This is a genomic window from Geodermatophilus sp. SYSU D00965, assembly GCF_054050075.1.
The window spans coordinates 108,834-127,916 of sequence record NZ_JBJGYQ010000001.1 but is presented as its reverse complement, the minus strand read 5'-3'; the positions used below and the strand labels follow the sequence as shown (position 1 = coordinate 127,916).

The window sequence follows — 19,083 nt, the reverse complement described above, 5'->3', positions numbered from 1 at the left end:
CACCGGCGGGGGTCGGTCCCGGCGACGCCGCGCCGACCGACCGTCAGAGGGCGGCGTCGGCGTCCTGCGCCGGAGGTGCGGCCCCCTCCTCGGGGCTGGCACCGGCCTCCAGCGGTCCCGTCTCCGGGCGGGAGGGGGGCCGCGGCTCGGCCGGCAGCCGCGGCGCGGAATTGTTGTGCCGCAGCAACCGCCAGCGGTCGCTCTGCACCGCCAGTTCGCTCCACGCGCAGTTGCCCAGGGGCCCGAACACGCGGCGGTGCTCGGGCCCGAGCCCGAGCAGGGTCTCCATCAGCCGGGCGGCGGTGCCGCCGTGGGTGACCACCACCGCCGCCGGCGCCTCGGGCAGGTCACCGAGCGCGGCGAGCGCCCGGCGCGGGACGTCGGCCGGGTCCTCTCCGCCGCGGCCGTGGACGGGCCGGCCGGCGAGCCAGTCGGCGTACTGCTCGGGATGCCGCTCGGCGACCTCCTCGCGCGTGAGGCCCTCCCAGGACCCGAGGCCGAACTCGCGCAGCCGCGGGTCCAGCCGCAGCGGGACCCCGAGGACGGCAGCGAGCGTCCTCGCGGTCTCGGCGGCCCGGCTCAGGTCGCTCGAGACGACGACGGTCCCCTCGGGGAGCGGGCCGCTGGCGGCCAGGTGGGGAGCCGTCTCGGTGGCCTGCCGCCGCCCCTCGGCGTCCAGTGGGGGGTCCAGCTGGCCCTGGAACCGCCCGGTGGCGTTCCACTCGGTCCGCCCGTGCCGCCAGACGACCAGCCGGGGCACGGGCAGCCGGGGAGCGCCGTCGGTCACCGTCCGGTCGCCTCCGGGGAGGAGTCCTCCGTGGCGGGGTCGTCCTCGACCGGCTCGGGCGGCAGCGGCCTGGGGTCGGCGCTCATCGGGTCGACGTCGTCGGCCGAGAGGGTCTGCCGGCTCGCCGGGACCGGGGCGTCGGCGCCGGCGGCGGCGGCCTGGCCGTCGGACGGGGCGGCCCGGTCGCTGAAGGGGATGGTCGGGCAGTCCTTCCAGAGCCGCTCGAGGGCGTAGTAGGCGCGCTCCTCGGCGTGCTGGACGTGCACGACGACGTCGACGAAGTCCAGCAGCACCCACCGGGCCTCGGCGACGCCCTCCCGCCGCACCGGCTTGAGACCGTGCTGCCGCAGCCGCTCCTCGACCTCGTCGACGATCGCCTGCACCTGGCGCTCGTTGGGCGCCGAGGCGAGCACGAAGGCGTCGGTGATCGCCAGCCGGTCGCTGACGTCCACGATCGAGACGTCGGTGGCCAGCTTGTCAGCGGCGGCCTGCGCCGCCAGCAGTGCGGTCTCCCGCGCCTCGGACGAGGCGGTCATCGGGGTACCTCCTGGAGATGGGGGGACGGTGGTTCGGGAGGCGGCCCGTCCGGTCCGGCGGGGGGCGGCGGCCGGTCGTAGGTGGGGTGGCCGGCCTCGGCGACCGCGCCCCCGCCGCGGGTGACGCTCTCGCGCGGCGCCGGCCGGACCGGGCTCCGCGAGTGGTAGAGCTGCCGCTTCTCGATGTACTGGACGACGCCGTCGGGGACGAGGTACCAGACCGGCATGCCGCGGCCGACCCGCTCCCGGCAGTCGCTGGAGCTGATCGCCAGCGCCGGCACCTCGACCAGGCTGACCGCGCCCTGGGGCAGGTGCGCGGCGCCCAGGTCGAAGCCGGGCCGCGTGACGCCGATGAAGTGCGCCAGCTCGAAGCACCGGTCGCTGTCCCGCCAGCTGAGGATCTGGGAGAGCGCGTCGGCCCCGGTGATGAAGAACAGCTCGTCGTCGGGCCGTTGCCGCTGCAGGTCGCTGAGGGTGTCGATGGTGTACGTGGGCCCGCCGCGGTCGATGTCGACGCGGCTCACCGAGAACCGGGGGTTGGAGGCGGTGGCGATGACCGTCATGAGGTAGCGGTCCTCGGCGGGGGCGACCTCACGGTCGCTCTTCTGCCACGGCTGACCGGTCGGCACGAAGACGACCTCGTCCAGCCCGAAGAGGACGGCGACCTCACTCGCCGCCACGAGGTGCCCGTGGTGGATGGGATCGAACGTCCCACCCATCACCCCGACCCGCCGACCAGCCACCGATCGAGCCTATCCGGGCCGCCGCCGGAGCGGCCCGCGAGGACCGGTCCCGGCCTGGGTCGACGAGCGACGAGTCGACAGGTCGGCTCGTCGACAACTCGCCCGGTCGACACGTCGCCCGACGCGCAGACGCCGCACCCGCCCACGCCCGGACCGCCCGGCGCTGTCGGCTCAGAGCGTGGTCACGAAGTCGGCGAGCTGGGCGGCGGTGCGGCACTCGACCATGTCGATGACCTCGGCGTACCGGTTCGCCGCCGAGTCGCCGCTGCCCCACAGCCGCCGCGGCTCGGGGTTGAGCCAGTGCGCCGAGCGGCACCGGCGGACCAGGTCGGCCAGCACCGGCACGCCGGGCTGGCGGTAGTTGGTGCGGCCGTCACCGAGCACGAGCAGCGAGGTCTTCGGGCCCACGGCGCCGGGCCACCGGTCGGCGAACACCTCGAAGGCGGTGCCGTAGTCGCTGTGCCCGTCGAAGCCCACGACGTCGGCCTCCCGGCCGATCCGGGCGACCGCGTCGGTCACGTCCGCGCCCGGCCGGAAGAACCGGGTGACCTCGTCGGTGGAGTCCACGAACGCGAAGGCCCGCACGCCGGAGAAGTGCTCGCGCAGCGCCTGCGTGAGCATCAGCGTGAAGTGGCTGAAGCCGGCCACCGAGCCGCTGACGTCGCAGAGCACCACCAGTTCGGGCTTGTGCACCTTCCGCGGCCGGTGGTGGGTCACCACGGGCACCCCGCCGGTCCCCAGCGAGGCCCGCACCGTCTTGCGGAAGTCCAGCCGGCCCTCCCGCCCGTGCCGGCGCCGGGCGGACAACCGCACCGCCAGGCGCCGGGCCAGCGGAGCCACCGCCCGGCGCAGCTCGGCGAGGTCGGCGGCCTGGGCGCGCAGGAACTCGACCTGGTCGGCCAGCGGCCGCACGGCGCTCTTCGCGACCTTGTCCCGGCCGCGCTCGGCCGCCGTCCGCCGCCGGACCTCGGCCTCCACCGCCGCCCGGAAGGCCGCCAGCCGCTCGCGGACGGTCTGCCGGGCCACCTGCTCGGCCAGCCCGCCGCGCTCGCCGTCGCCGAGCAGGCCGGCCAGCAGCTGGGCGACCAGCGTGTCCGGCGACAGCGCCCGCATCACCCGGTAGCTGAAGAACGACTGGCCCGACGGCGACGGCGTGGTCCGCCCCAGCCGGTCGACGGCCTCGCGGGCGAAGCGGCGCAGCGCCTCCTCGTCCCCGTCGAGCAGCAGCTGCGCCAGCCGGTCGCGGAGCAGCCCGGCGAGGTCCACGCCGTCGGGCAGGTCGAGGGTCGACTCGGGGACCTCCCCCGCGTCGCCGTCCCCCTCGACGTCGTCGGCCACCACCGGCCGGTCCCCCAGCGGCCACCACAGGTCGAACAGCACGTCGTAGGCCGGCCGCTGCGCCGCCCGCTGCAGCAGCACGGCAGCCAGCCCGTGCCGCAGCTGCTCGCGGTCGAGCAGGTCGACGACGGTGGGGATCTCGGCGGCGTCCACGGCCTGGCTGATCCCGACCGGGATACCGGCCTCGCGCACCGCCCGGACGAAACCGTCCAGGTGCCCGGCCAGCCCGCCAGGCCCGGCCCGTGAGGTCGCGGGCACCGGGGACGACGGCACCGGCGCGGCCATCAGTTCAGCCGCAGCTCGGCCGAGGCCCGCTCCTGGTCGCTGGCGTGCTTGAGCACCACGCCCAGCGTCGACCGCACCGCCGTCTCGTCGAGGGTGTCCAGCCCGAGCTCGAGCAGGGTCTGCGCCCAGTCGAGGGTCTCCGAGATCGACGGGGACTTCTTCAGCTCCAGCGCGCGCAGCGCCCGGATGGTGCGCACCAGCTGCTCGGCCAGCCCGGGCGCCAGGTCGGGCACGCGGGAGAGCACGATCTCCCGCTCCCGCTCGGCCGACGGGTAGTCCAGCGCCAGGTACAGGCAGCGTCGCTTGAGCGCCTCGGACAGCTCGCGGGTGGCGTTGGAGGTCAGCACCACCATCGGCCGGCGCACCGCGGTCACCGTGCCCAGCTCGGGGATGGTGACCTGGAAGTCGCTGAGCACCTCCAGCAGCAGGCCCTCCACCTCGACGTCGGCCTTGTCGGTCTCGTCGACCAGCAGCACGGTCGGCTCGGTGCGCCGGATCGCGGTGAGCAGCGGCCGGGAGAGGAGGAACTCCTCGCCGAAGATGTCGTCGTGGACGGTGCCCCAGTCGGCGCCGTCGGTGCCCTGGGCGGCCTGGATGCGCAGCAGCTGCTTCTTGTAGTTCCACTCGTACAGCGCCCGCGCCTCGTCGAGGCCCTCGTAGCACTGCAGCCGGATCAGTTCCGACCCGGTCGCCGCGGCCAGCGCCTTGGCCAGCTCGGTCTTGCCGGTCCCGGCCGGCCCCTCGACCAGCAGCGGCTTGCCCAGCCGGTCGGCGAGGAACACCGTCGTCGCGATCTGCGCGTCGGGCAGGTAGCCGGCGGTGGCCAGCCGCTTGCCGACGTCCGCGACCGACGAGAACTGCGGGGACTGCGACGGCGGGCGGGGCATGCGGCTCCTCGGTCGGGGTGGCGGGGGCGGGCCGGACGACGGCGAGGGGCGGTCAGCGGCGGGTGTGGCCGTTCCCGGTGACGACGTAGGTGGTGGAGGTCAGCTCGGGCAGACCCAGCGGGCCGCGGGCGTGCAGCTTCTGCGTCGAGATGCCGATCTCCGCGCCGAAGCCGAACTCCCCGCCGTCGGTGAACCGGGTGGAGGCGTTGACCAGCACCGCGGCGGCGTCCACGCCGGCGGTGAACTCGGCGATGGCGCGCGCGGAGTCGGCCACGATCGCCTCGCTGTGCCCGCTCCCCCACCGCTCGATGTGGTCCAGCGCCGCGGTCAGGTCGTCGACGACGCGGACGGCCATGTCCATCGACAGGTACTCGGTGGCCCAGTCCTCGTCGGTCGCCGGGACGACGGCGTCGTGCGCCGCCTGCGCCGCGGCGTCCCCGTGCAGGGTGACGCCGGCGTCGGCCAGCGCGGACAGCAGCCGCGGCAGGAACGGCACGTCGCGGTGCACCAGCAGCGTCTCCGCGGAGTTGCAGACGCTCACCCGGTGGGTCTTGGCGTTGAGCACGATCGCCTCGGCGATCGCCGGGTCGGCCGACGGGTCGACGTAGACGTGGCAGTTGCCCTCGCCGGTCTCGATCACCGGCACCCGCGCCTCGCGCACCACCCGCTGGATGAGCGAGGCCCCGCCGCGCGGGATCACCACGTCGACGTGGCCGCGGGCGTTCAGCAGCTCGCCCACGGAGGCGCGGTCGGCGGGCAGCAGCTCGACCGCCCCCTCGGGCAGCCCGGCCTTGGCCCCGGCCTCGGTGAGGACGGCGACCAGCGCGGTGTTGGTGCGGAAGGCCGACGCCGACCCGCGCAGCAGCGCCGCGTTGCCGCTCTTCAGGCACAGCCCGGCGGCGTCCACGGTCACGTTCGGCCGGGCCTCGTAGACGATCCCGACCACGCCGAGGGGTACCCGCACCTGCCGCAGCTGCAGCCCGTTGGGCAGGGTCGAGCCGCGGACCACGTCGCCGACCGGGTCGGGCAGGGCGACGAGCTGGCGCAGGGCGTCGGCCACCCCGGCGATCCGCCCGGTGTCCAGCCGGAGCCGGTCGAGGATCGCCGCGGGGGTGCCGTCGGCCGCGGCCGCCTCGACGTCGGCGGCGTTGGCGGCGAGCACCTCGTCGGCGCGCTCCACCAGCGCGTCGGCCATCGCCAGCAGCGCGGCGTCCTTGGTGTCGGTCGGGAGGGTGCGCAGCACGCGGGCGGCGGCGCGGGCACGCAGCGCCGCGGCGCCGATCAGCGGCAGGCCGGAGACGTCGGACACGCACGGAAGGGTACGCGTGCGGCCGCGCGCCCCGGCCGGTCCGACGACCCACCGACATATGCGAGAATGATTCTCATGAACAAGAAGACGGTCGTCGCCGCCGCTGCCACCACCCTGCTGCTCGCCGGCTGCGGCGACTCCGGCAGTGAGGGCGGTGGCGGCTCGGGTGGGCTGACCGTCGTGGCCGGCTTCTACCCGCTGGAGTGGGCCACCGAGCGGGTCGGCGGGGACCGGGTCGACGTCTCGTCGCTGACCCCGCCGGGAGCCGAGGCGCACGACCTCGAGCTCACCCCGCAGGACGTCGCCGCGGTGGCCGGGGCCGACCTGCTGGTCTACCTGGACGGCTTCCAGCCGGCGCTGGACGAGGCCGCCGAGACCGAGGCCGCCGACACCGCCTGGGACGCCGGCCAGGCCGCGGACCTCTCCCTGTCCAGCGAGGAGCACTCCCACGAGGGCGAGGAGGCCCACGCCGAGGAGGAGGAGCACGCCGCGGAGGGGGGCGAGGAGCCGGTCGACCCGCACTTCTGGCTCGACCCGCTCCGGCTGGCCGCGGTCGGCGACGCCCTCGCCGACCGCCTCGCCGAGCTCGACCCGGACGGTGCGGCGGCCTTCGAGCAGAACGCCGCCGCCCTGCGCGCCGACCTGGAGGGCCTCGACGGCGAGATGCAGGCCGGCCTGGCGAACTGCGCGGTGGACACCCTGGTCACCAGCCACGACGCCTTCGGCTACCTGGCCGACCGCTACGGTCTGCAGGTGGTCGGCATCAGCGGGCTGAGCCCGTCGCAGGAGCCGAGCCCCGCCCAGCTCGCCGAGATCTCGACGCTGGTGCGCGAGCGCGGGATCACCACCGTCTACACCGAGACCCTCGTCGACCCCGCCGTCGCCGAGACCGTGGCGGCGGAGGCCGGCGTCCGCACCGCCGTCCTGGACCCGCTCGAGGGGCTGACCGACGACTCGGCCGGCGCGGACTACCTCTCGGTGATGCGCACCAACCTGACCACCCTCCAGGAGGGGCAGTCCTGCTCATGACGCCCGCCATCGGCCTCCGCGGGGCCAGCGTCGGCTACGGCGACGTGCCGATCGTCCGCGGCGTCGACCTCACCGTGCAGCACGGGGAGGCGGTCGCCGTCCTCGGCTCCAACGGGTCGGGGAAGACGACGCTCGCCCGCGGCCTGCTGGGCCTGGCCCCCGTGCTCGACGGCGAGGTCGAGGTGCTCGGCGCCCCGGTCGGCCGGCTGCGGGAGCGCGGCCGGGTCGGCTACGTGCCACAGCGGCACACCGTGACCGGCGCGGTCCCCGCCACCGTCCGCGAGGTCGTCGGCGTCGGCCGGCTGGCCCGGCTGGGCCTGTTCCGGCGGCTGCGCCCGGCCGACCGGGCCGCGGTGGCCGACGCGGTCGCCGCGGTCGGGCTCGCCGACCGGATGGGCGACCCGGTCGCCTCCCTGTCCGGAGGGCAGCAGCGCCGGGTGCTCGTCGCCCGGGCCCTGGCCGCACAGCCGGAGCTGCTGGTCATGGACGAGCCGACCGCCGGCGTGGACGCCGCCAGCCAGGAGGCGCTCGCCGCCGTCCTCGCGGGCGTCGCGGCGAGCGGGACGACACTGGTGGTCGTGACCCACGAGACCGGCCCGCTGGCGGGGGTGCTGACCCGTGCGGTCGTCGTCGACCACGGCCGGATCAGCTACGACGGTCCGCTGGCCGGGGCCGAGCCGCACGCCGACGGCGGCCACCACCACGCCGAGGACGCCGGGCAGCCGCCGCGGCCCGGCTACCGGATCGACCAGCCGCGGGTGACCGCCGAGGGGGGCCGCTGACCGTGGAGGTCCTCGAGTTCGCCTTCATGCAGCGGGCCCTGCTCGCCTCGCTCATGGTCGGGCTGGTCGCGCCGGCGGTCGGCGTCTTCCTCGTGCAGCGCCGCCTGTCCCTGCTCGGCGACGGGCTCGGCCACGTGGCGCTCACCGGCGTGGCGATCGGCGTCCTGACCTCGACCGCACCGGTGGGGACGGCGCTGGTCGCCGCGGTCCTGGGCGCGGTGCTCATCGAGCTGGTCCGTGCCCGCGGCCGCACCAGCGGGGACGTCGCGCTGGCCGTCCTGTTCTACGGGGGCATCGCCGGCGGCGTGGTGCTGCTGTCACTGGCGCCGCGTGGCCAGGCGACCAACCTCGAGTCCTACCTGTTCGGCGCGATCACCACCACGAGCACCGCGGACGTCGTCGTCTTCGCCGTCATCACGGTGGTCGTGCTGGGCGTCGTCTGGCTGCTGGGCCAGCGGCTGTACGCGGTGAGCGACGACGAGGAGTACGCGCGGGCCGTCGGGCTGCCGGTGCTGGCGCTCAACGTCGTGCTCGCCGCGCTGGTCGCCTCGACGGTGGTGCTGTCCATGCGCGTGGTGGGCCTGCTGCTGATCAGCGCGCTGATGATCATCCCGAGCGCGATCGCCCAGCTGCTCGCGCGCAGCTTCCGCCAGACGGTGTACCTGGCCTGCGCCATCGGCCTGGTGGTCAGCGTCGCCGGGACGACGACCTCCTACTACACCGGGACGCCCTCGGGCGGGACGATCGTGCTGCTGGCGATCGCCCTGTTCCTGCTGGTCACCGCCGCGGCCGCGGTCCGCGGGGCCACCGCCCGGCGCCGCCACCAGCGCCGCGCCGAGGTCCACGCGGCCCACCCGCACGAGCACGGCGAGGGCTGCGGGCACACGCCGGTGCCGCACGGCGACCACGTGGACTACGACCACGACGGGCACCTGCACGCGCCGCACCGCACCGGCACCGGGGTGCACTACGACGAGCACGGCGAGCACGCCGCCCCGTCGGGGGGCCGGTCGTGACGCGCTCCGAGCCGGCGGAGGTCCCCGGACGCCGCCAGACGCGGCAGCGCAGCGCGGTGCTCGCGCTGCTCGACGACCTCGACGGCTTCCGCACCGCGCAGGACCTGCACGCCCTGCTGCGCGAGCGCGGCGACCCCGTCGGGCTGGCCACGGTCTACCGCGCGCTGCAGGCCCTGGTGGACGACGGCCTGGTCGACGTGCTGCGCAGCAGCGACGGAGAGGCCGCCTACCGGCGCTGCTCGCCGGTGCACCACCACCACCTGGTGTGCCGATCCTGCGGGCGGACGGTGGAGGTCGCCGACCCGCCGGTGGAGCGCTGGGCCGCCCGCATCGCCGCCGAGCACGGGTTCGCCGACGTCCAGCACCAGCTCGAGGTCTTCGGCACCTGCTCGGCCTGCACGGCTACGGCCGGCGGTACGGGTCGGTGACCTCGCGGAGCCGGGTGAGCGCCTCGCGCAACTGCTCCGCGACCTCCTCCCCCAGGTAGGCCGTCCACTCGGTCTCCACCTCGGCCTCCACCCGCCGGGCGAGGGCCACGACCCGGTGGCCGCGTTCGGCCATCTGCACCAGCCGGGCGCGGGCGTCGGTCGGGTCGGGCACCCGGCGGACGTACCCGGCCCGTTCCAGCTGGTCGACGAGGTGACCCGCCGTCTGCTTGGTCACCAGCGCCTGCTCGGCCAGGTCGGTGAGCCGGGTGCCGTTCGGACCGATCCGGGCGGCGACCCGGCCCTGCGCCGCCGTGATGTCGTCGAACCCGGCCGCGGCCAGGGCGGCGAGGATCCGGGCCTCCATCGCCCGGTACGGGTAGAAGCACAGCAGTCCCAGGTTCTGCCGGTCCTCGGTCACGTGCCCCCTTGACGATGGTCAGATCTTCTGACGGAATGGTCAGGAGATCGTACCGATCCGGGAGGCGTCATGGACCTCGACGACGTGTGGCGCACCATCGACGCGGAGCGGTCGAGCCTGGCCGACCTGTTCGAGGAGCTCTCGCCCGCCGAGTGGGAGGCGGCGTCCCTCTGCGACGCCTGGCGCGTCCGCGACGTCGCGGCCCATCTCACGCTCGCCCACATGGGTCCGCGGGAGGCCCTCGTCGGCGCGATCCGGGCGCGCGGCAGCTTCGACCGGATGATCCGGGACACGGCCCTGCGCGCGGCGCACCTGCCCGTCGAGGAGTACCCCCGGCGGTTGCGGGCGATGGTCGGTTCCCGGCGACGCGCACCGCTGGTGACCCCGCTCGAGCCGCTCACCGACGTGCTGGTGCACGGCCAGGACGTCGCCGTCCCCCTGGGCCGGGAGCGGCCCGTGCCGCCGGCCGCCGCGGCCGCCGCGGCCACCCGCGTGTGGGAGACGGGCTTCCCGTTCCGGGCCCGGCGACGACTGGGCGGCGTGCGGCTGACCGCGACCGACGTCGGGTGGTCCGTCGGGCAGGGCCCGGTCGTGGAGGGCCCGATCGCGGCGCTCCTGCTGCTGCTCACCGGGCGGGAGGAGGCGGCGCTGCGCCGGCTGGGCGGGGACGGCGCCCAGCACCTCGCCGAGCGTCGGCACCGGTCGGCCGCGGACCGGCCCCGCTGACCGGCCGGCGCTCAGTTCAGGTTGCGGGTCCCGGCCGGCAGCGTGCCGCCGCGGGTGACCTCCGCGGCCGCGTCCTGCAGCGCGGTCAGCGCGACCCGCTGGGTGAACGGGCCGGTGGAGACGCGGGCGACGCCGAGCTCCTGCATCTCCCGGGCGGGCAGCGACGCGCCGGGCACGCTGATCAGCGTCAGCTTGTTGCGGCCCAGACCCTCGGCCACCGCGGCGATCTCCTCGCGGTCGACCAGGCGCGGCACGAAGACCACCGGCGCGCCCGCCTCGAGGAAGGCCCGGCCGCGGCGGATCGTCTCGGCGACCAGCTCGGCGCGGTCGGCGTCCGAGGGCGCCAGGAGGAAGCTGTCGGTGCGGGCGTTGAGCACGAAGTCGATCCCGGCGTCCCGCCCGGCGCGCAGCACCGCCTCGACGGCGGCGACCGCGTCGTCCAGCGGCTTCATCTGGTCCTCGAGGTTGCCGCCGACGACGCCGGCCTCGATCGCCCGCCGGGCGGTCTCCCCCGGGTCCCCGTAGCCGGCCTCCATGTCCATCGTCACGGGCAGGTCCACCGCGGCGACGATGCGGGCGACCATGTCGAGGTGCAGGTCCAGCGGGATGTTCTCGCCGTCCTCGTAGCCGAAGGTGGCGGCGATGGAGTGGCTGGCGGTGGCCAGGGCCCGCACGCCGTCGGTGCCGGCGACGACCCGGGCGGAGACGACGTCCCACACGTTGGCGAGGACGAGGATGTCCGGCGCGGTGTGCAGGTCGAGGAGGGTGCGGGCGCGGGTGGCGAGATCGGTCACCCGCGCACCGTACGGCCGCTCAGCCGGTGCGCGGCGCCAGTCGCTGCCGCAGTCCGTTGCGGACCGCGGGCCACTCCGCGTCGGTGATGGAGAAGACGACGGTGTCCCGGAGCGACCCGTCGGGCAGCCGCCGGTGGTTGCGCAGCACGCCGTCCTGCTTGGCGCCCAGACGCGCGATCGCCGTCCGGGACTGCACGTTGTGCCAGTGCGTGCGGAACTCGACGGCCAGGCAGCCGAGCACCTCGAAGGCGTGGGTCAGCAGCAGCAGCTTGCTCTCGGCGTTGACCCCGGTGCGCTGCGCCGACGCGGCGGTCCAGGTCGCGCCGATCTCCAGCCGGGGCACGTCGGGCTCGGCGTTGAGGAAGCTGGTCATGCCGACGACCGCGCCGTCCGCCCTGCGCCGCACGGTGAACGGCACCATCTCCCCCGCGGCCTGGCGGGCCAGGCGGGCGTCGATCTCGGCGGCCATGCCTGCGGGGTCGGGGACGGAGGTGTACCAGAGCTCCCACAGCCGGCCGTCCGAGGCGGCGCTCACCAGCTCGTCGTGGTGGTCGCGGTGCAGCGGCTCCAGGGCGACCAGGTCACCGGTCAGCGTCCCCGGGTGCGGAAAGGCCCCCGTCACCGGTCGCGGAGCGCCCGCAGGGCGTTCTTGCGAGCCTCGCCGGTGAGCCGGTCGAGGAAGACCTTGCCGTCGAGGTGGTCGACCTCGTGCTGCAGCGCCCGCGCCATCAGACCGGTGCCCTCCAGGCGCACCGGCTCGCCGTTCACGTCGAAGCCCTCGACGACGGCGTGCATCGCCCGCACCGTCGGCGCCCAGATGCCGGGGATGGACAGGCACCCCTCGTCGCCGTCCTGGGTCTCGTCGGACAGCTCCACGATCCGCGGGTTGACCAGGTGGCCGATGACGCCGTCCACGTTGTAGGAGAACGCCCGCAGGCCCACCCCGATCTGCGGCGCGGCCACGCCGGCGCGGCCGGGGTCGGCGACGGTGTCCTCGAGGTCGCGGATGAGGGCGGCCAGCTCCTTGTCGAAGGAGCGGATCTCGTCGGCGGGGGTGCGCAGGACCGGGTCTCCGAGCTCGCGGATCGGGCGGATCGTCACGCCGCGCAGTCTCTCAGCCGAGGGAGGGACGCCGGACGAGCACCAGTTCGTCGCGGTGCACGATCTCCCGTTGGTACTCCGGGTCGAGCTCGCTGGTCTTGCGGCCGAGCAGCGGCGGCAGCTCCCGCGCGTCGTAGGCGACCAGGCCCCGCGCGACCACGACGCCGTCCGGGCCGACCAGCTCGACGGGGTCGTCGGCGAGGAAGTCCCCCACCACGTCGGTGATCCCGGCGGGCAGCAGCGAGGCGTGCCGCTCCCGCACCGCCCGCACCGCGCCGGCGTCGAGCACCAGCCGGCCCCGCGGCCGGGTGGCGAACCGCAGCCAGAACTGGCGGGCCCGCGGCCGCGGCCCCATGACCGTGAAGTACGTGCCGGCGGGCTCGCCGGCCAGCGCGGCGGCGGCCTGGGCGGTGGAGGTCACGACGACGGGGACGCCGGCGTGCGCCGCGATCAGCGCGGCCTCCACCTTGGTCGCCATCCCACCGGTGCCCACCCCGTTGCGGCGCGCGCTGCCGAGGGTGACGACCTCGAGGTCGGCGGGGTCGCGCACGGTGTCCAGCAGCCGGGCCGGGCCCTGGCGGGGGTCGCCGTCGTAGACGCCGTCGACGTCGGAGAGCAGCAGCATCGCGTCGGCCCGGGCGACGTGCGCCACGAGCGCGGCCAGCCGGTCGTTGTCGCCGAACCGGATCTCCTCGGTGGCCACCGTGTCGTTCTCGTTGACGATCGGCAGCACACCGAGGGTGAGCAGCCGGTCCACCGTCCGCTGGGCGTTGCGGTAGTGGCTGCGGCGGGTGAGGTCGTCGGCGGTCAGCAGCACCTGGCCGACGGTCACCTGGTGCTTGGCGAAGGCGTCGGCGTAGGTCTGTGCCAGCCGGACCTGGCCCACGCTGGCCGCGGCCTGGGCGGTGGCGAGGTCCCGGGGCCGGCCGGTCACGCCGAGCGGGGCCAGCCCCGCGGCGATCGCACCGGAGGAGACGAGCACGACCTCGCGGCCCTGGGCGCGCACCCCGCCGAGGACGTCGACGAGCGCGGTCAGCCGCGCCTCGTCCAGGCCCCCGGGCAGCGTGGTCAGCGACGAGGAACCGACCTTGACCACGACCCGGCGGGCGCCGGCGATCGCCTCGCGGACGGTCACCGGTCCTCCTCGGGCAGGTCCTCGTCGGTCCAGGTCTCGGTGAGCTCGTAGGGCACCCGGCGGGCCCGCTTGGCCGCCAGCCGCTCCTCGGCACGCACCCGGTGCGGGGCGTCGATCCGCGCGTCGGTACCGCGCCCGCCGAGGCCGGCGGTCTCCTCCGCGGAGAGCGTGCCGGCGGGCAGGGTCGGCACGAAGTCGAAGGTGACCTCGCCGATGGTGACCGCGTCGCCCTCCTGCGCCCCCGCCTCGGCCAGCGCCTCCTCCACGCCGAGCCGGTTGAGCCGGTCGGCCAGGTAGCCCACGGCCTCGTCGTTGGTGAAGTCGGTCTGGCGCACCCACCGCTCGGGCTTGACCCCGCGGACGATGAACGCCCCCTCCTCGTCCGGGTCGGCCTCGACGGTGAACCCGGTGTCGTCCACCGCGCGCGGGGTGAGGGTGATCCGGACCGGCTCGGGCTCGGGCAGCGCGGCGCGGTACTCCTCCACGGCCGCGGCCAGCGCGAAGCCCAGCTCCTTGAGCCCCTCCCCGGTCGCCGCGCTCACCGGGAAGACCCGCAGGCCGCGCACCTCCAGCGGCTCGCGCACCAGGTCGACCAGCTCCCGCGCGTCCGGCACGTCGATCTTGTTCAGGACGGCGAACCGCAGCCGGCCGACGAGGTCCTCGCGGTACTGGGCGAGCTCGTGCACCAGCGCGTCGATGTCGCTCTCGGGGTCGCGGCCGGGCTCCATGGTGGCCATGTCGACGACGTGCACCAGCACGGCGCAGCGCTCGATGTGGCGAAGGAACTCCAGGCCCAGGCCCCGGCCCTCGGACGCGCCGGGGATCAGCCCGGGGACGTCGGCCATCGTGAAGGCGACGTCGCCGGCGCGGACCACGCCGAGGTTGGGCACGAGCGTGGTGAACGGGTAGTCGGCGATCTTCGGGCGGGCCGCGGACATCGCCGCGATCAGCGAGGACTTGCCGGCCGAGGGGAACCCGACCAGGCCGACGTCGGCGATGCTCTTGAGCTCGATGACCGCGTCGAAGGCCTCACCCGGCTCACCCAGCAGCGCGAAGCCGGGGGCCTTGCGGCGGGTGTTGGCCAGCGCGGCGTTGCCCAGGCCGCCCTTGCCCCCGTGGGCGAGGACGACGCGCGTCCCGGCGCCGACCAGGTCGGCGACCACCCGCCCGTCGGGGGTGCTGACCACCGTGCCCGCGGGGACGCGCAGCACGCGGTCCTCACCGCGGGCGCCGTGCCGGTTGCTGCCCTCACCCGGGCGGCCGTTGCCGGCCTTCTGGTGCGGCCGGTGGTGGAAGTCCAGCAGCGTGTGGACGCTGGGGTCGACCTCGAGGACGACGTTGCCGCCGTCTCCGCCGTTGCCGCCGTCGGGGCCGCCGAGCGGCTTGAACTTCTCGCGGTGGATCGAGGCGACGCCGTGCCCACCGTTGCCGGCTGCCACGTGCACGACGACGCGGTCGACGAAAGCGGCCATGTCAGTTCTCTGTCGTCAAGCGCCACGAGCGCACGGGCCGACGGCCCGTGCGCTCGTGAGCGGAGTGGAGGAGGTTCAGGCCTCGACCGCGGAGACGGAGACGGTCTTGCGACCCCGCCGCGTGCCGAAGGTGACCGCACCCGGCTGCAGCGCGAACAGCGTGTCGTCGCCGCCGCGGCCGACGCCGAGACCCGGGTGGAAGTGGGTACCGCGCTGGCGCACGATGATCTCGCCGGCCTTCACGACCTCGCCACCGAAGCGCTTCACGCCGAGGCGCTGCGCGTTCGAGTCGCGGCCGTTGCGGGAGGACGAGGCGCCCTTCTTGTGAGCCATGTCGGCGTCAGCCCTTCGTGATGTCGCGGATGACCACGTCGGTCAGCGGCTGACGGTGGCCCTGACGCTTGTGGTAGCCGGTCTTGTTCTTGAACTTGTGGATGCGGATCTTCGGGCCCTTGCCGTGGCCGACGATCTCGCCGGTCACGGTCACGCCCGCCAGGGCCTGCGCATCGCTGGTGACGGTCTCGCCGTCGACCAGGAGCAGGGCCGGGAGGGTGACGGTGTCGCCCGCCTCACCCGCGAGACGGTTGACCGTGAACCGGTCGCCCACGGCCACCTTGTGCTGCCGGCCACCGGCCTTCACGACTGCGTACACCACTGACTCCTCGATCGCTTCTACGTGTCCTGCGTGCATCCCGGCGTCGGGCGCCGGGGCTGGACGGGCTGCTCGCCTCCCAGGCGGCACCGTGCGGCGCCCCGCCCGGGGCGGTGCAACCCGACCAGCGTACCCGAGCGGACCGCACCGGGTCGAACGGGGGATGGAGCTCTGCCGTGGCCCCGTCCCGGGCCCCGCCCTGAGCTCGCGAAGGGTGGGGAGGACGGGGTCCTTCCAGGGCCCCGTCTCCCTCAGGAGGCGGGGCCCGGCGGGCGCCTAGCTGGCGGGGGGCCCGGCCGGGCGGCTGGCCGCCCGACGGCGGCGCGGGCGGGTCCCCGTGACGACCGCGGTGCCGGTGCCGTCGTCGGCGGCCGGCGGCGCGTCGTCCGCGGCGGGTTGCTCGTCCACGGGACCGGCGTCCACGGGACCGGCGTCGTCGGGACCGGCGCCCGCGGGCACCGCCTCCTCGTCGTCCGTCGCCGCGGTCGGCTCGACCACAGCCGGGGCCGGCTCGACGACCGCAGGCTCAGCGGGCGCCGCCTCGGCCTGCGCCTCCTCGACCGGGGCCTGCTGCTCGACCGGCTGCGCCTCGGGCTGCGGCGTCTCGGCCTGCTCCGCCGCCGGCTGCGGCGCCTCGTCCGGGACCACCGCGTCGGGCTGGTCGGGCACGGAGGGCGCCTCGGCGTCGGCCACCTCGACGTCGGCCAGCTCGGCCTCCGCGGTCGCGTCGTCGTCCTGCGCCGGGCTCCCGGCGGCGGCGAGCACGGCGGCGTCCTCGGCGGCCCGCTCCTCGCCGGACTGGCTGCGGTTGCGGCGCCCCCGGCTGCGGCGCCCGCCGGAGCGGCCCTCGCCGTCGGGCTCGCCGGCTCCGGAGGCCTCCGCCACCACCGAGACGCTCTCGCGGACCTCGGCGGGGCCGTCGTCCCTCGCCCCGCCGTCCTTGGCCCCGGCGTCCTTCTGCGCGGTGTCCTTGCCGCCCCGGTCGGACCGGCCCTGGTCCCGACGGCCGTTGCCACCGCCGCTGCTGGACCCGCCGCCGGAGCCGTTGCCGCCCCGCCGCCGCTCGTCGACCGGGTCGGTGTGCACCAGCACCCCCCGGCCGCGGCAGTGCTCGCACGGCTCGGAGAAGACCTCCAGCAGGCCCTGACCGACCCGCTTGCGGGTCATCTGCACCAGGCCCAGCGAGGTCACCTCGGCGACCTGGTGCTTGGTGCGGTCGCGGCCCAGGCACTCGGTGAGCCGCCGCAGCACGAGGTCCCGGTTGCTCTCCAGGACCATGTCGATGAAGTCGATGACGATGATGCCGCCGATGTCGCGCAGCCGGAGCTGGCGGACGATCTCCTCGGCCGCCTCCATGTTGTTGCGCGTGACGGTCTGCTCGAGGTTGCCGCCCGAGCCGGTGAACTTGCCGGTGTTCACGTCGACGACGGTCATGGCCTCGGTCCGGTCGATGACCAGCGACCCGCCCGAGGGCAGCCACACCTTGCGGTCGAGCGCCTTGGCCAGCTGCTCGTCGATGCGCAGGTCGCGGAAGACGTCGCCCTCGCCGGTGAAGCGGGTCAGCCGGCCCACCAGCTCCGGGGAGACGTGCGCGACGTAGGCCTCGACGGTGTCCCAGGCGTCGCCGCCCTGGACGACGAGCTCCTTGAAGTCCTCGTTGAAGACGTCGCGGATGACCCGGATGGCGAGGTCGGGCTCGCCGTAGAGCAGCGTCGGCGCGCTGGAGGAGGTCTCCGCCTTCTTCTGGATGACCTCCCACTGCGCCTGCAGGCGGGCGACGTCGCGGGTGAGCTCCTCCTCGGACGCGCCCTCCGCGGCGGTGCGGATGATGACGCCGGCGTCCTCGGGGACGATCTTCTTGAGGATGTCCTTGAGCCGCTGCCGCTCGGTGTCGGGCAGCTTGCGGCTGATGCCGGTCATCGACCCGCCGGGCACGTAGACCAGGAAGCGGCCGGGCAGGTTGACCTGCTGGGTGAGCCGGGCGCCCTTGTGGCCGATCGGGTCCTTGGTGACCTGCACCAGCACCTTGTCGCCGGACTTGAGCGCCTGCTCGATGGAGCGCTGCTTGCCGGTCAGCCCGGCGGCGTCCCAGTTGACCTCGCCGGCGTAGAGGACGGCGTTGCGCCCCTTGCCGATGTCGACGAAGGCCGCCTCCATGCTGGGCAGCACGTTCTGCACGCGGCCGAGGTAGACGTTCCCGGCGAAGGACGTCGCCTGCGCCTGGGTCACGTAGTGCTCGACGAGGACGTCGTCCTCGAGGACGGCGATCTGGGTGCGCTCGCCCCGCTGGCGGATGACCATCTTGCGGTCTACCGCCTCGCGGCGGGCCAGGAACTCGGCCTCGGTGAGGATCGGCGCGCGGCGGCGGCCGGAGTCTCGGCCGTCCCGGCGGCGCTGCCGCTTGGCCTCCAGCCGGGTGGAGCCGGTGACGCCCTTGACGTCGTCCTCGCTGGTGGTGCGGCCGTCGCGGCCGGCCCGCTCGGGGCGCTCCTCCTCGGCGCTCTCGGCGCGCTCCTCACCGGTGCCGCGGCGGCGGCGCCGGCGACGGCGGCGGGTGCTGGAGCCGCCCTCGCCGTCCTCGGCCTCGCCGGCGTCCTCACCGGTGTCGGTGTCGGCGTCGGCGTCGGTGTCGTCCTCGTCGGACTCCTCGCCCTGCTCGTCGCCGTCGTCCTCGGCCGACTCGTCGCTGTCGTCGGCGGAGTCCTCGCCGCTGCGGCCCCGGCCGCGACCGCGGCGGCCCCGGCGGCGGCGCCGGCTGGCTCCGGGGCCGCCCTCCTCGCGGTCCTCGGCCGCCGCGTCGGTGTCCGCGTCGCCCTCGGTGTCGTCCTCGTCGGTGTCGAGGTCCTCGGCGGGAGCGGCCGGCTCGTCGGTACCCGGGCGGCGGCGGGACCGGCTGCGCCGCGAGCGGGGTGCTGGGGCCTCCTCGTCGTCGAGGTCCTCGGCCGGCTCGACGTCGGGCTCCTCCACCGCCGGGGACTCGGCGACGGGACGGCGGCTGCGCCGGCGCGGCGCGGGCGCCTCGGGCTCGGCCGGGGCGACGAAGCTGACGAACGCGGGCGCGGCCGGGGCGACCGGCGGCGGGGCGACGTAGGCGCCGGGGTCGGCGGCACCGGCCGGGCGGGTGGCCCGGCGGCGCGGGCGGGCGATGACGGCCGTGGGCTCCGGAGAGCTGAACTGCGCGCCGAAGCGCGAGACCGGGTGGTCCTCCGGCTCGGGCTCCTCGGCGGTGGCCTCCTCGGGGGTGGCCTCCTCCGGGTCCGTGTCCGGGCTCGCCGCCTCGAGGTCCTCCTGGGCGTCGTCGGCGGCGGAGGGGTCGGCGCCCTCCTCGGGAGCGGGCAGGACCACGCTCTCGTCGGTCCCGCCCGGGGTCGTCGCGGTGGTGTCGTCGTCGTTCTGGTCGGCCACGAGGGCTCGCCTCCTGTGCGGTGCTCCCGGGCGCCGATCACGAGGACTGGCGGCCGCGCAGGAGCACGGGGGTTGGGCGGGCCGGGCCGCCGCGCCGGTCAGGGCGGCGTGCTCGACTCGCGAAGTCTGTGGGCCGGCCCCCGGGCGACGGTTGTCGCGGCCGGGTGCCGGTGGTGCGGTGGAGCAAGGTCTGGCGGTGGTGCGAGATCTCGGGGTGCGTCACGTCTGGCAGCCGTTCCG

The 19,083-nt window shown here is 75.6% G+C and carries 20 protein-coding genes; 5 read left to right on the top strand and 15 right to left on the bottom strand.

Annotated elements, in window-relative coordinates:
* Window positions 1-43 precede the first annotated feature (43 nt).
* The 6 genes from ACI789_RS00590 to ACI789_RS00565 all read right to left on the bottom strand — a co-directional run bounded on the left by ACI789_RS00590 (window position 44) and on the right by ACI789_RS00565 (window position 5,885).
* Window positions 44-787: a histidine phosphatase family protein gene (locus ACI789_RS00590; protein WP_457006205.1), complete on the bottom strand. Its 744-nt coding sequence runs from the start codon at window positions 785-787 to the stop codon at window positions 44-46.
* Window positions 784-1,323 (bottom strand): ribosome silencing factor, encoded by a 540-nt coding sequence (rsfS, locus tag ACI789_RS00585; RefSeq protein WP_457006204.1) that lies wholly within the window; start codon window positions 1,321-1,323, stop codon window positions 784-786. Before rsfS ends, ACI789_RS00590 begins: the two co-directional genes overlap by 4 nt.
* Window positions 1,320-2,066 carry a nicotinate-nucleotide adenylyltransferase gene (gene nadD / locus ACI789_RS00580; RefSeq protein WP_457006203.1) on the bottom strand — a complete coding sequence of 249 codons (747 nt, stop codon included), beginning with the start codon at window positions 2,064-2,066 and terminating at the stop codon, window positions 1,320-1,322. Before nadD ends, rsfS begins: the two co-directional genes overlap by 4 nt.
* Before the next feature lie 171 nt (window positions 2,067-2,237).
* Entirely contained in the window at window positions 2,238-3,662 is a 1,425-nt protein-coding gene (locus ACI789_RS00575) for a vWA domain-containing protein (RefSeq protein WP_457006202.1), read from the bottom strand.
* Between the two features lie 26 nt (window positions 3,663-3,688).
* A complete protein-coding gene (locus ACI789_RS00570; protein ID WP_457006201.1) occupies window positions 3,689-4,576 on the bottom strand; it encodes an AAA family ATPase in 888 nt (295 codons plus the stop codon).
* A 52-nt stretch (window positions 4,577-4,628) separates the two neighbouring features.
* Window positions 4,629-5,885 carry a glutamate-5-semialdehyde dehydrogenase gene (locus tag ACI789_RS00565; RefSeq protein ID WP_457006200.1) on the bottom strand — a complete coding sequence of 419 codons (1,257 nt, stop codon included), beginning with the start codon at window positions 5,883-5,885 and terminating at the stop codon, window positions 4,629-4,631.
* 75 nt (window positions 5,886-5,960) lie between these two features.
* Here ACI789_RS00565 and ACI789_RS00560 point away from each other — a divergent pair, with 75 nt between their 5' ends.
* Genes ACI789_RS00560 through ACI789_RS00545 form a run of 4 tightly spaced genes read left to right on the top strand, consistent with a single transcriptional unit; the run spans window position 5,961 to window position 9,140 of the window.
* Window positions 5,961-6,914 (top strand): metal ABC transporter substrate-binding protein, encoded by a 954-nt coding sequence (locus ACI789_RS00560; RefSeq protein WP_457006199.1) that lies wholly within the window; start codon window positions 5,961-5,963, stop codon window positions 6,912-6,914.
* Window positions 6,911-7,696 (top strand): metal ABC transporter ATP-binding protein, encoded by a 786-nt coding sequence (locus ACI789_RS00555; RefSeq protein ID WP_457006198.1) that lies wholly within the window; start codon window positions 6,911-6,913, stop codon window positions 7,694-7,696. Before ACI789_RS00560 ends, ACI789_RS00555 begins: the two co-directional genes overlap by 4 nt.
* Window positions 7,697-7,698: 2 nt before the next feature.
* Entirely contained in the window at window positions 7,699-8,712 is a 1,014-nt protein-coding gene (locus ACI789_RS00550; protein ID WP_457006197.1) for a metal ABC transporter permease, read from the top strand.
* Window positions 8,709-9,140, top strand: coding sequence for a Fur family transcriptional regulator (locus ACI789_RS00545; protein WP_456919058.1), 432 nt, complete (start codon window positions 8,709-8,711; stop codon window positions 9,138-9,140). Before ACI789_RS00550 ends, ACI789_RS00545 begins: the two co-directional genes overlap by 4 nt.
* Here the strand turns inward: ACI789_RS00545 and ACI789_RS00540 are convergent.
* The gene (locus ACI789_RS00540) at window positions 9,115-9,558 is read right to left on the bottom strand and encodes a MarR family winged helix-turn-helix transcriptional regulator (protein WP_457006196.1); all 444 of its coding nucleotides are present in this window, start codon (window positions 9,556-9,558) and stop codon (window positions 9,115-9,117) included. The two genes, ACI789_RS00545 and ACI789_RS00540, sit on opposite strands and share 26 nt — an antisense overlap.
* A gap of 69 nt (window positions 9,559-9,627) precedes the next feature.
* Here ACI789_RS00540 and ACI789_RS00535 point away from each other — a divergent pair, with 69 nt between their 5' ends.
* Complete coding sequence (locus ACI789_RS00535) at window positions 9,628-10,284, top strand: maleylpyruvate isomerase family mycothiol-dependent enzyme (protein WP_457006195.1); 657 nt, start codon at window positions 9,628-9,630, stop codon at window positions 10,282-10,284.
* Window positions 10,285-10,295: 11 nt separating this feature from the next.
* On the opposite strand, the gene ACI789_RS00530 is transcribed toward ACI789_RS00535, so the two are convergent.
* The 8 genes from ACI789_RS00530 to ACI789_RS00495 all read right to left on the bottom strand — a co-directional run bounded on the left by ACI789_RS00530 (window position 10,296) and on the right by ACI789_RS00495 (window position 18,843).
* On the bottom strand, window positions 10,296-11,078 hold the full coding sequence (locus tag ACI789_RS00530; protein WP_457006194.1) for an isocitrate lyase/PEP mutase family protein: 783 nt from the start codon (window positions 11,076-11,078) through the stop codon (window positions 10,296-10,298).
* A gap of 19 nt (window positions 11,079-11,097) precedes the next feature.
* Window positions 11,098-11,700, bottom strand: coding sequence for a GNAT family N-acetyltransferase (locus ACI789_RS00525; RefSeq protein ID WP_457006193.1), 603 nt, complete (start codon window positions 11,698-11,700; stop codon window positions 11,098-11,100).
* A complete protein-coding gene (def, locus tag ACI789_RS00520; protein ID WP_457006192.1) occupies window positions 11,697-12,179 on the bottom strand; it encodes a peptide deformylase in 483 nt (160 codons plus the stop codon). The genes ACI789_RS00525 and def overlap by 4 nt, the downstream gene beginning before the upstream one ends.
* 13 nt (window positions 12,180-12,192) lie before the next feature.
* Window positions 12,193-13,314 carry a glutamate 5-kinase gene (proB, locus tag ACI789_RS00515; RefSeq protein ID WP_457006191.1) on the bottom strand — a complete coding sequence of 374 codons (1,122 nt, stop codon included), beginning with the start codon at window positions 13,312-13,314 and terminating at the stop codon, window positions 12,193-12,195.
* On the bottom strand, window positions 13,311-14,786 hold the full coding sequence (obgE, locus tag ACI789_RS00510) for a GTPase ObgE (RefSeq protein WP_457006190.1): 1,476 nt from the start codon (window positions 14,784-14,786) through the stop codon (window positions 13,311-13,313). The genes proB and obgE overlap by 4 nt, the downstream gene beginning before the upstream one ends.
* Window positions 14,787-14,861: 75 nt before the next feature.
* A complete protein-coding gene (gene rpmA, locus ACI789_RS00505) occupies window positions 14,862-15,119 on the bottom strand; it encodes a 50S ribosomal protein L27 (protein ID WP_457006189.1) in 258 nt (85 codons plus the stop codon).
* Window positions 15,120-15,126: 7 nt separating this feature from the next.
* Entirely contained in the window at window positions 15,127-15,438 is a 312-nt protein-coding gene (rplU, locus tag ACI789_RS00500; RefSeq protein ID WP_456875603.1) for a 50S ribosomal protein L21, read from the bottom strand.
* 276 nt (window positions 15,439-15,714) lie between these two features.
* The gene (locus tag ACI789_RS00495) at window positions 15,715-18,843 is read right to left on the bottom strand and encodes a ribonuclease E/G (protein WP_457006188.1); all 3,129 of its coding nucleotides are present in this window, start codon (window positions 18,841-18,843) and stop codon (window positions 15,715-15,717) included.
* Between the last annotated feature and the right edge of the window lie 240 nt (window positions 18,844-19,083).

Coding starts and splice junctions, on each gene's coding strand:
- ACI789_RS00570 (WP_457006201.1), bottom strand. CDS start 4,576: ATGCCCCGCCCGCCGTCGCAGTCCCCGCAGTTCTCGTCGGTCGCGGAC.
- rpmA (WP_457006189.1), bottom strand. CDS start 15,119: ATGGCTCACAAGAAGGGCGCCTCGTCCTCCCGCAACGGCCGCGACTCG.
- rsfS (WP_457006204.1), bottom strand. CDS start 1,323: ATGACCGCCTCGTCCGAGGCGCGGGAGACCGCACTGCTGGCGGCGCAG.
- obgE (WP_457006190.1), bottom strand. CDS start 14,786: ATGGCCGCTTTCGTCGACCGCGTCGTCGTGCACGTGGCAGCCGGCAAC.
- ACI789_RS00560 (WP_457006199.1), top strand. CDS start 5,961: ATGAACAAGAAGACGGTCGTCGCCGCCGCTGCCACCACCCTGCTGCTC.
- ACI789_RS00535 (WP_457006195.1), top strand. CDS start 9,628: ATGGACCTCGACGACGTGTGGCGCACCATCGACGCGGAGCGGTCGAGC.
- ACI789_RS00555 (WP_457006198.1), top strand. CDS start 6,911: ATGACGCCCGCCATCGGCCTCCGCGGGGCCAGCGTCGGCTACGGCGAC.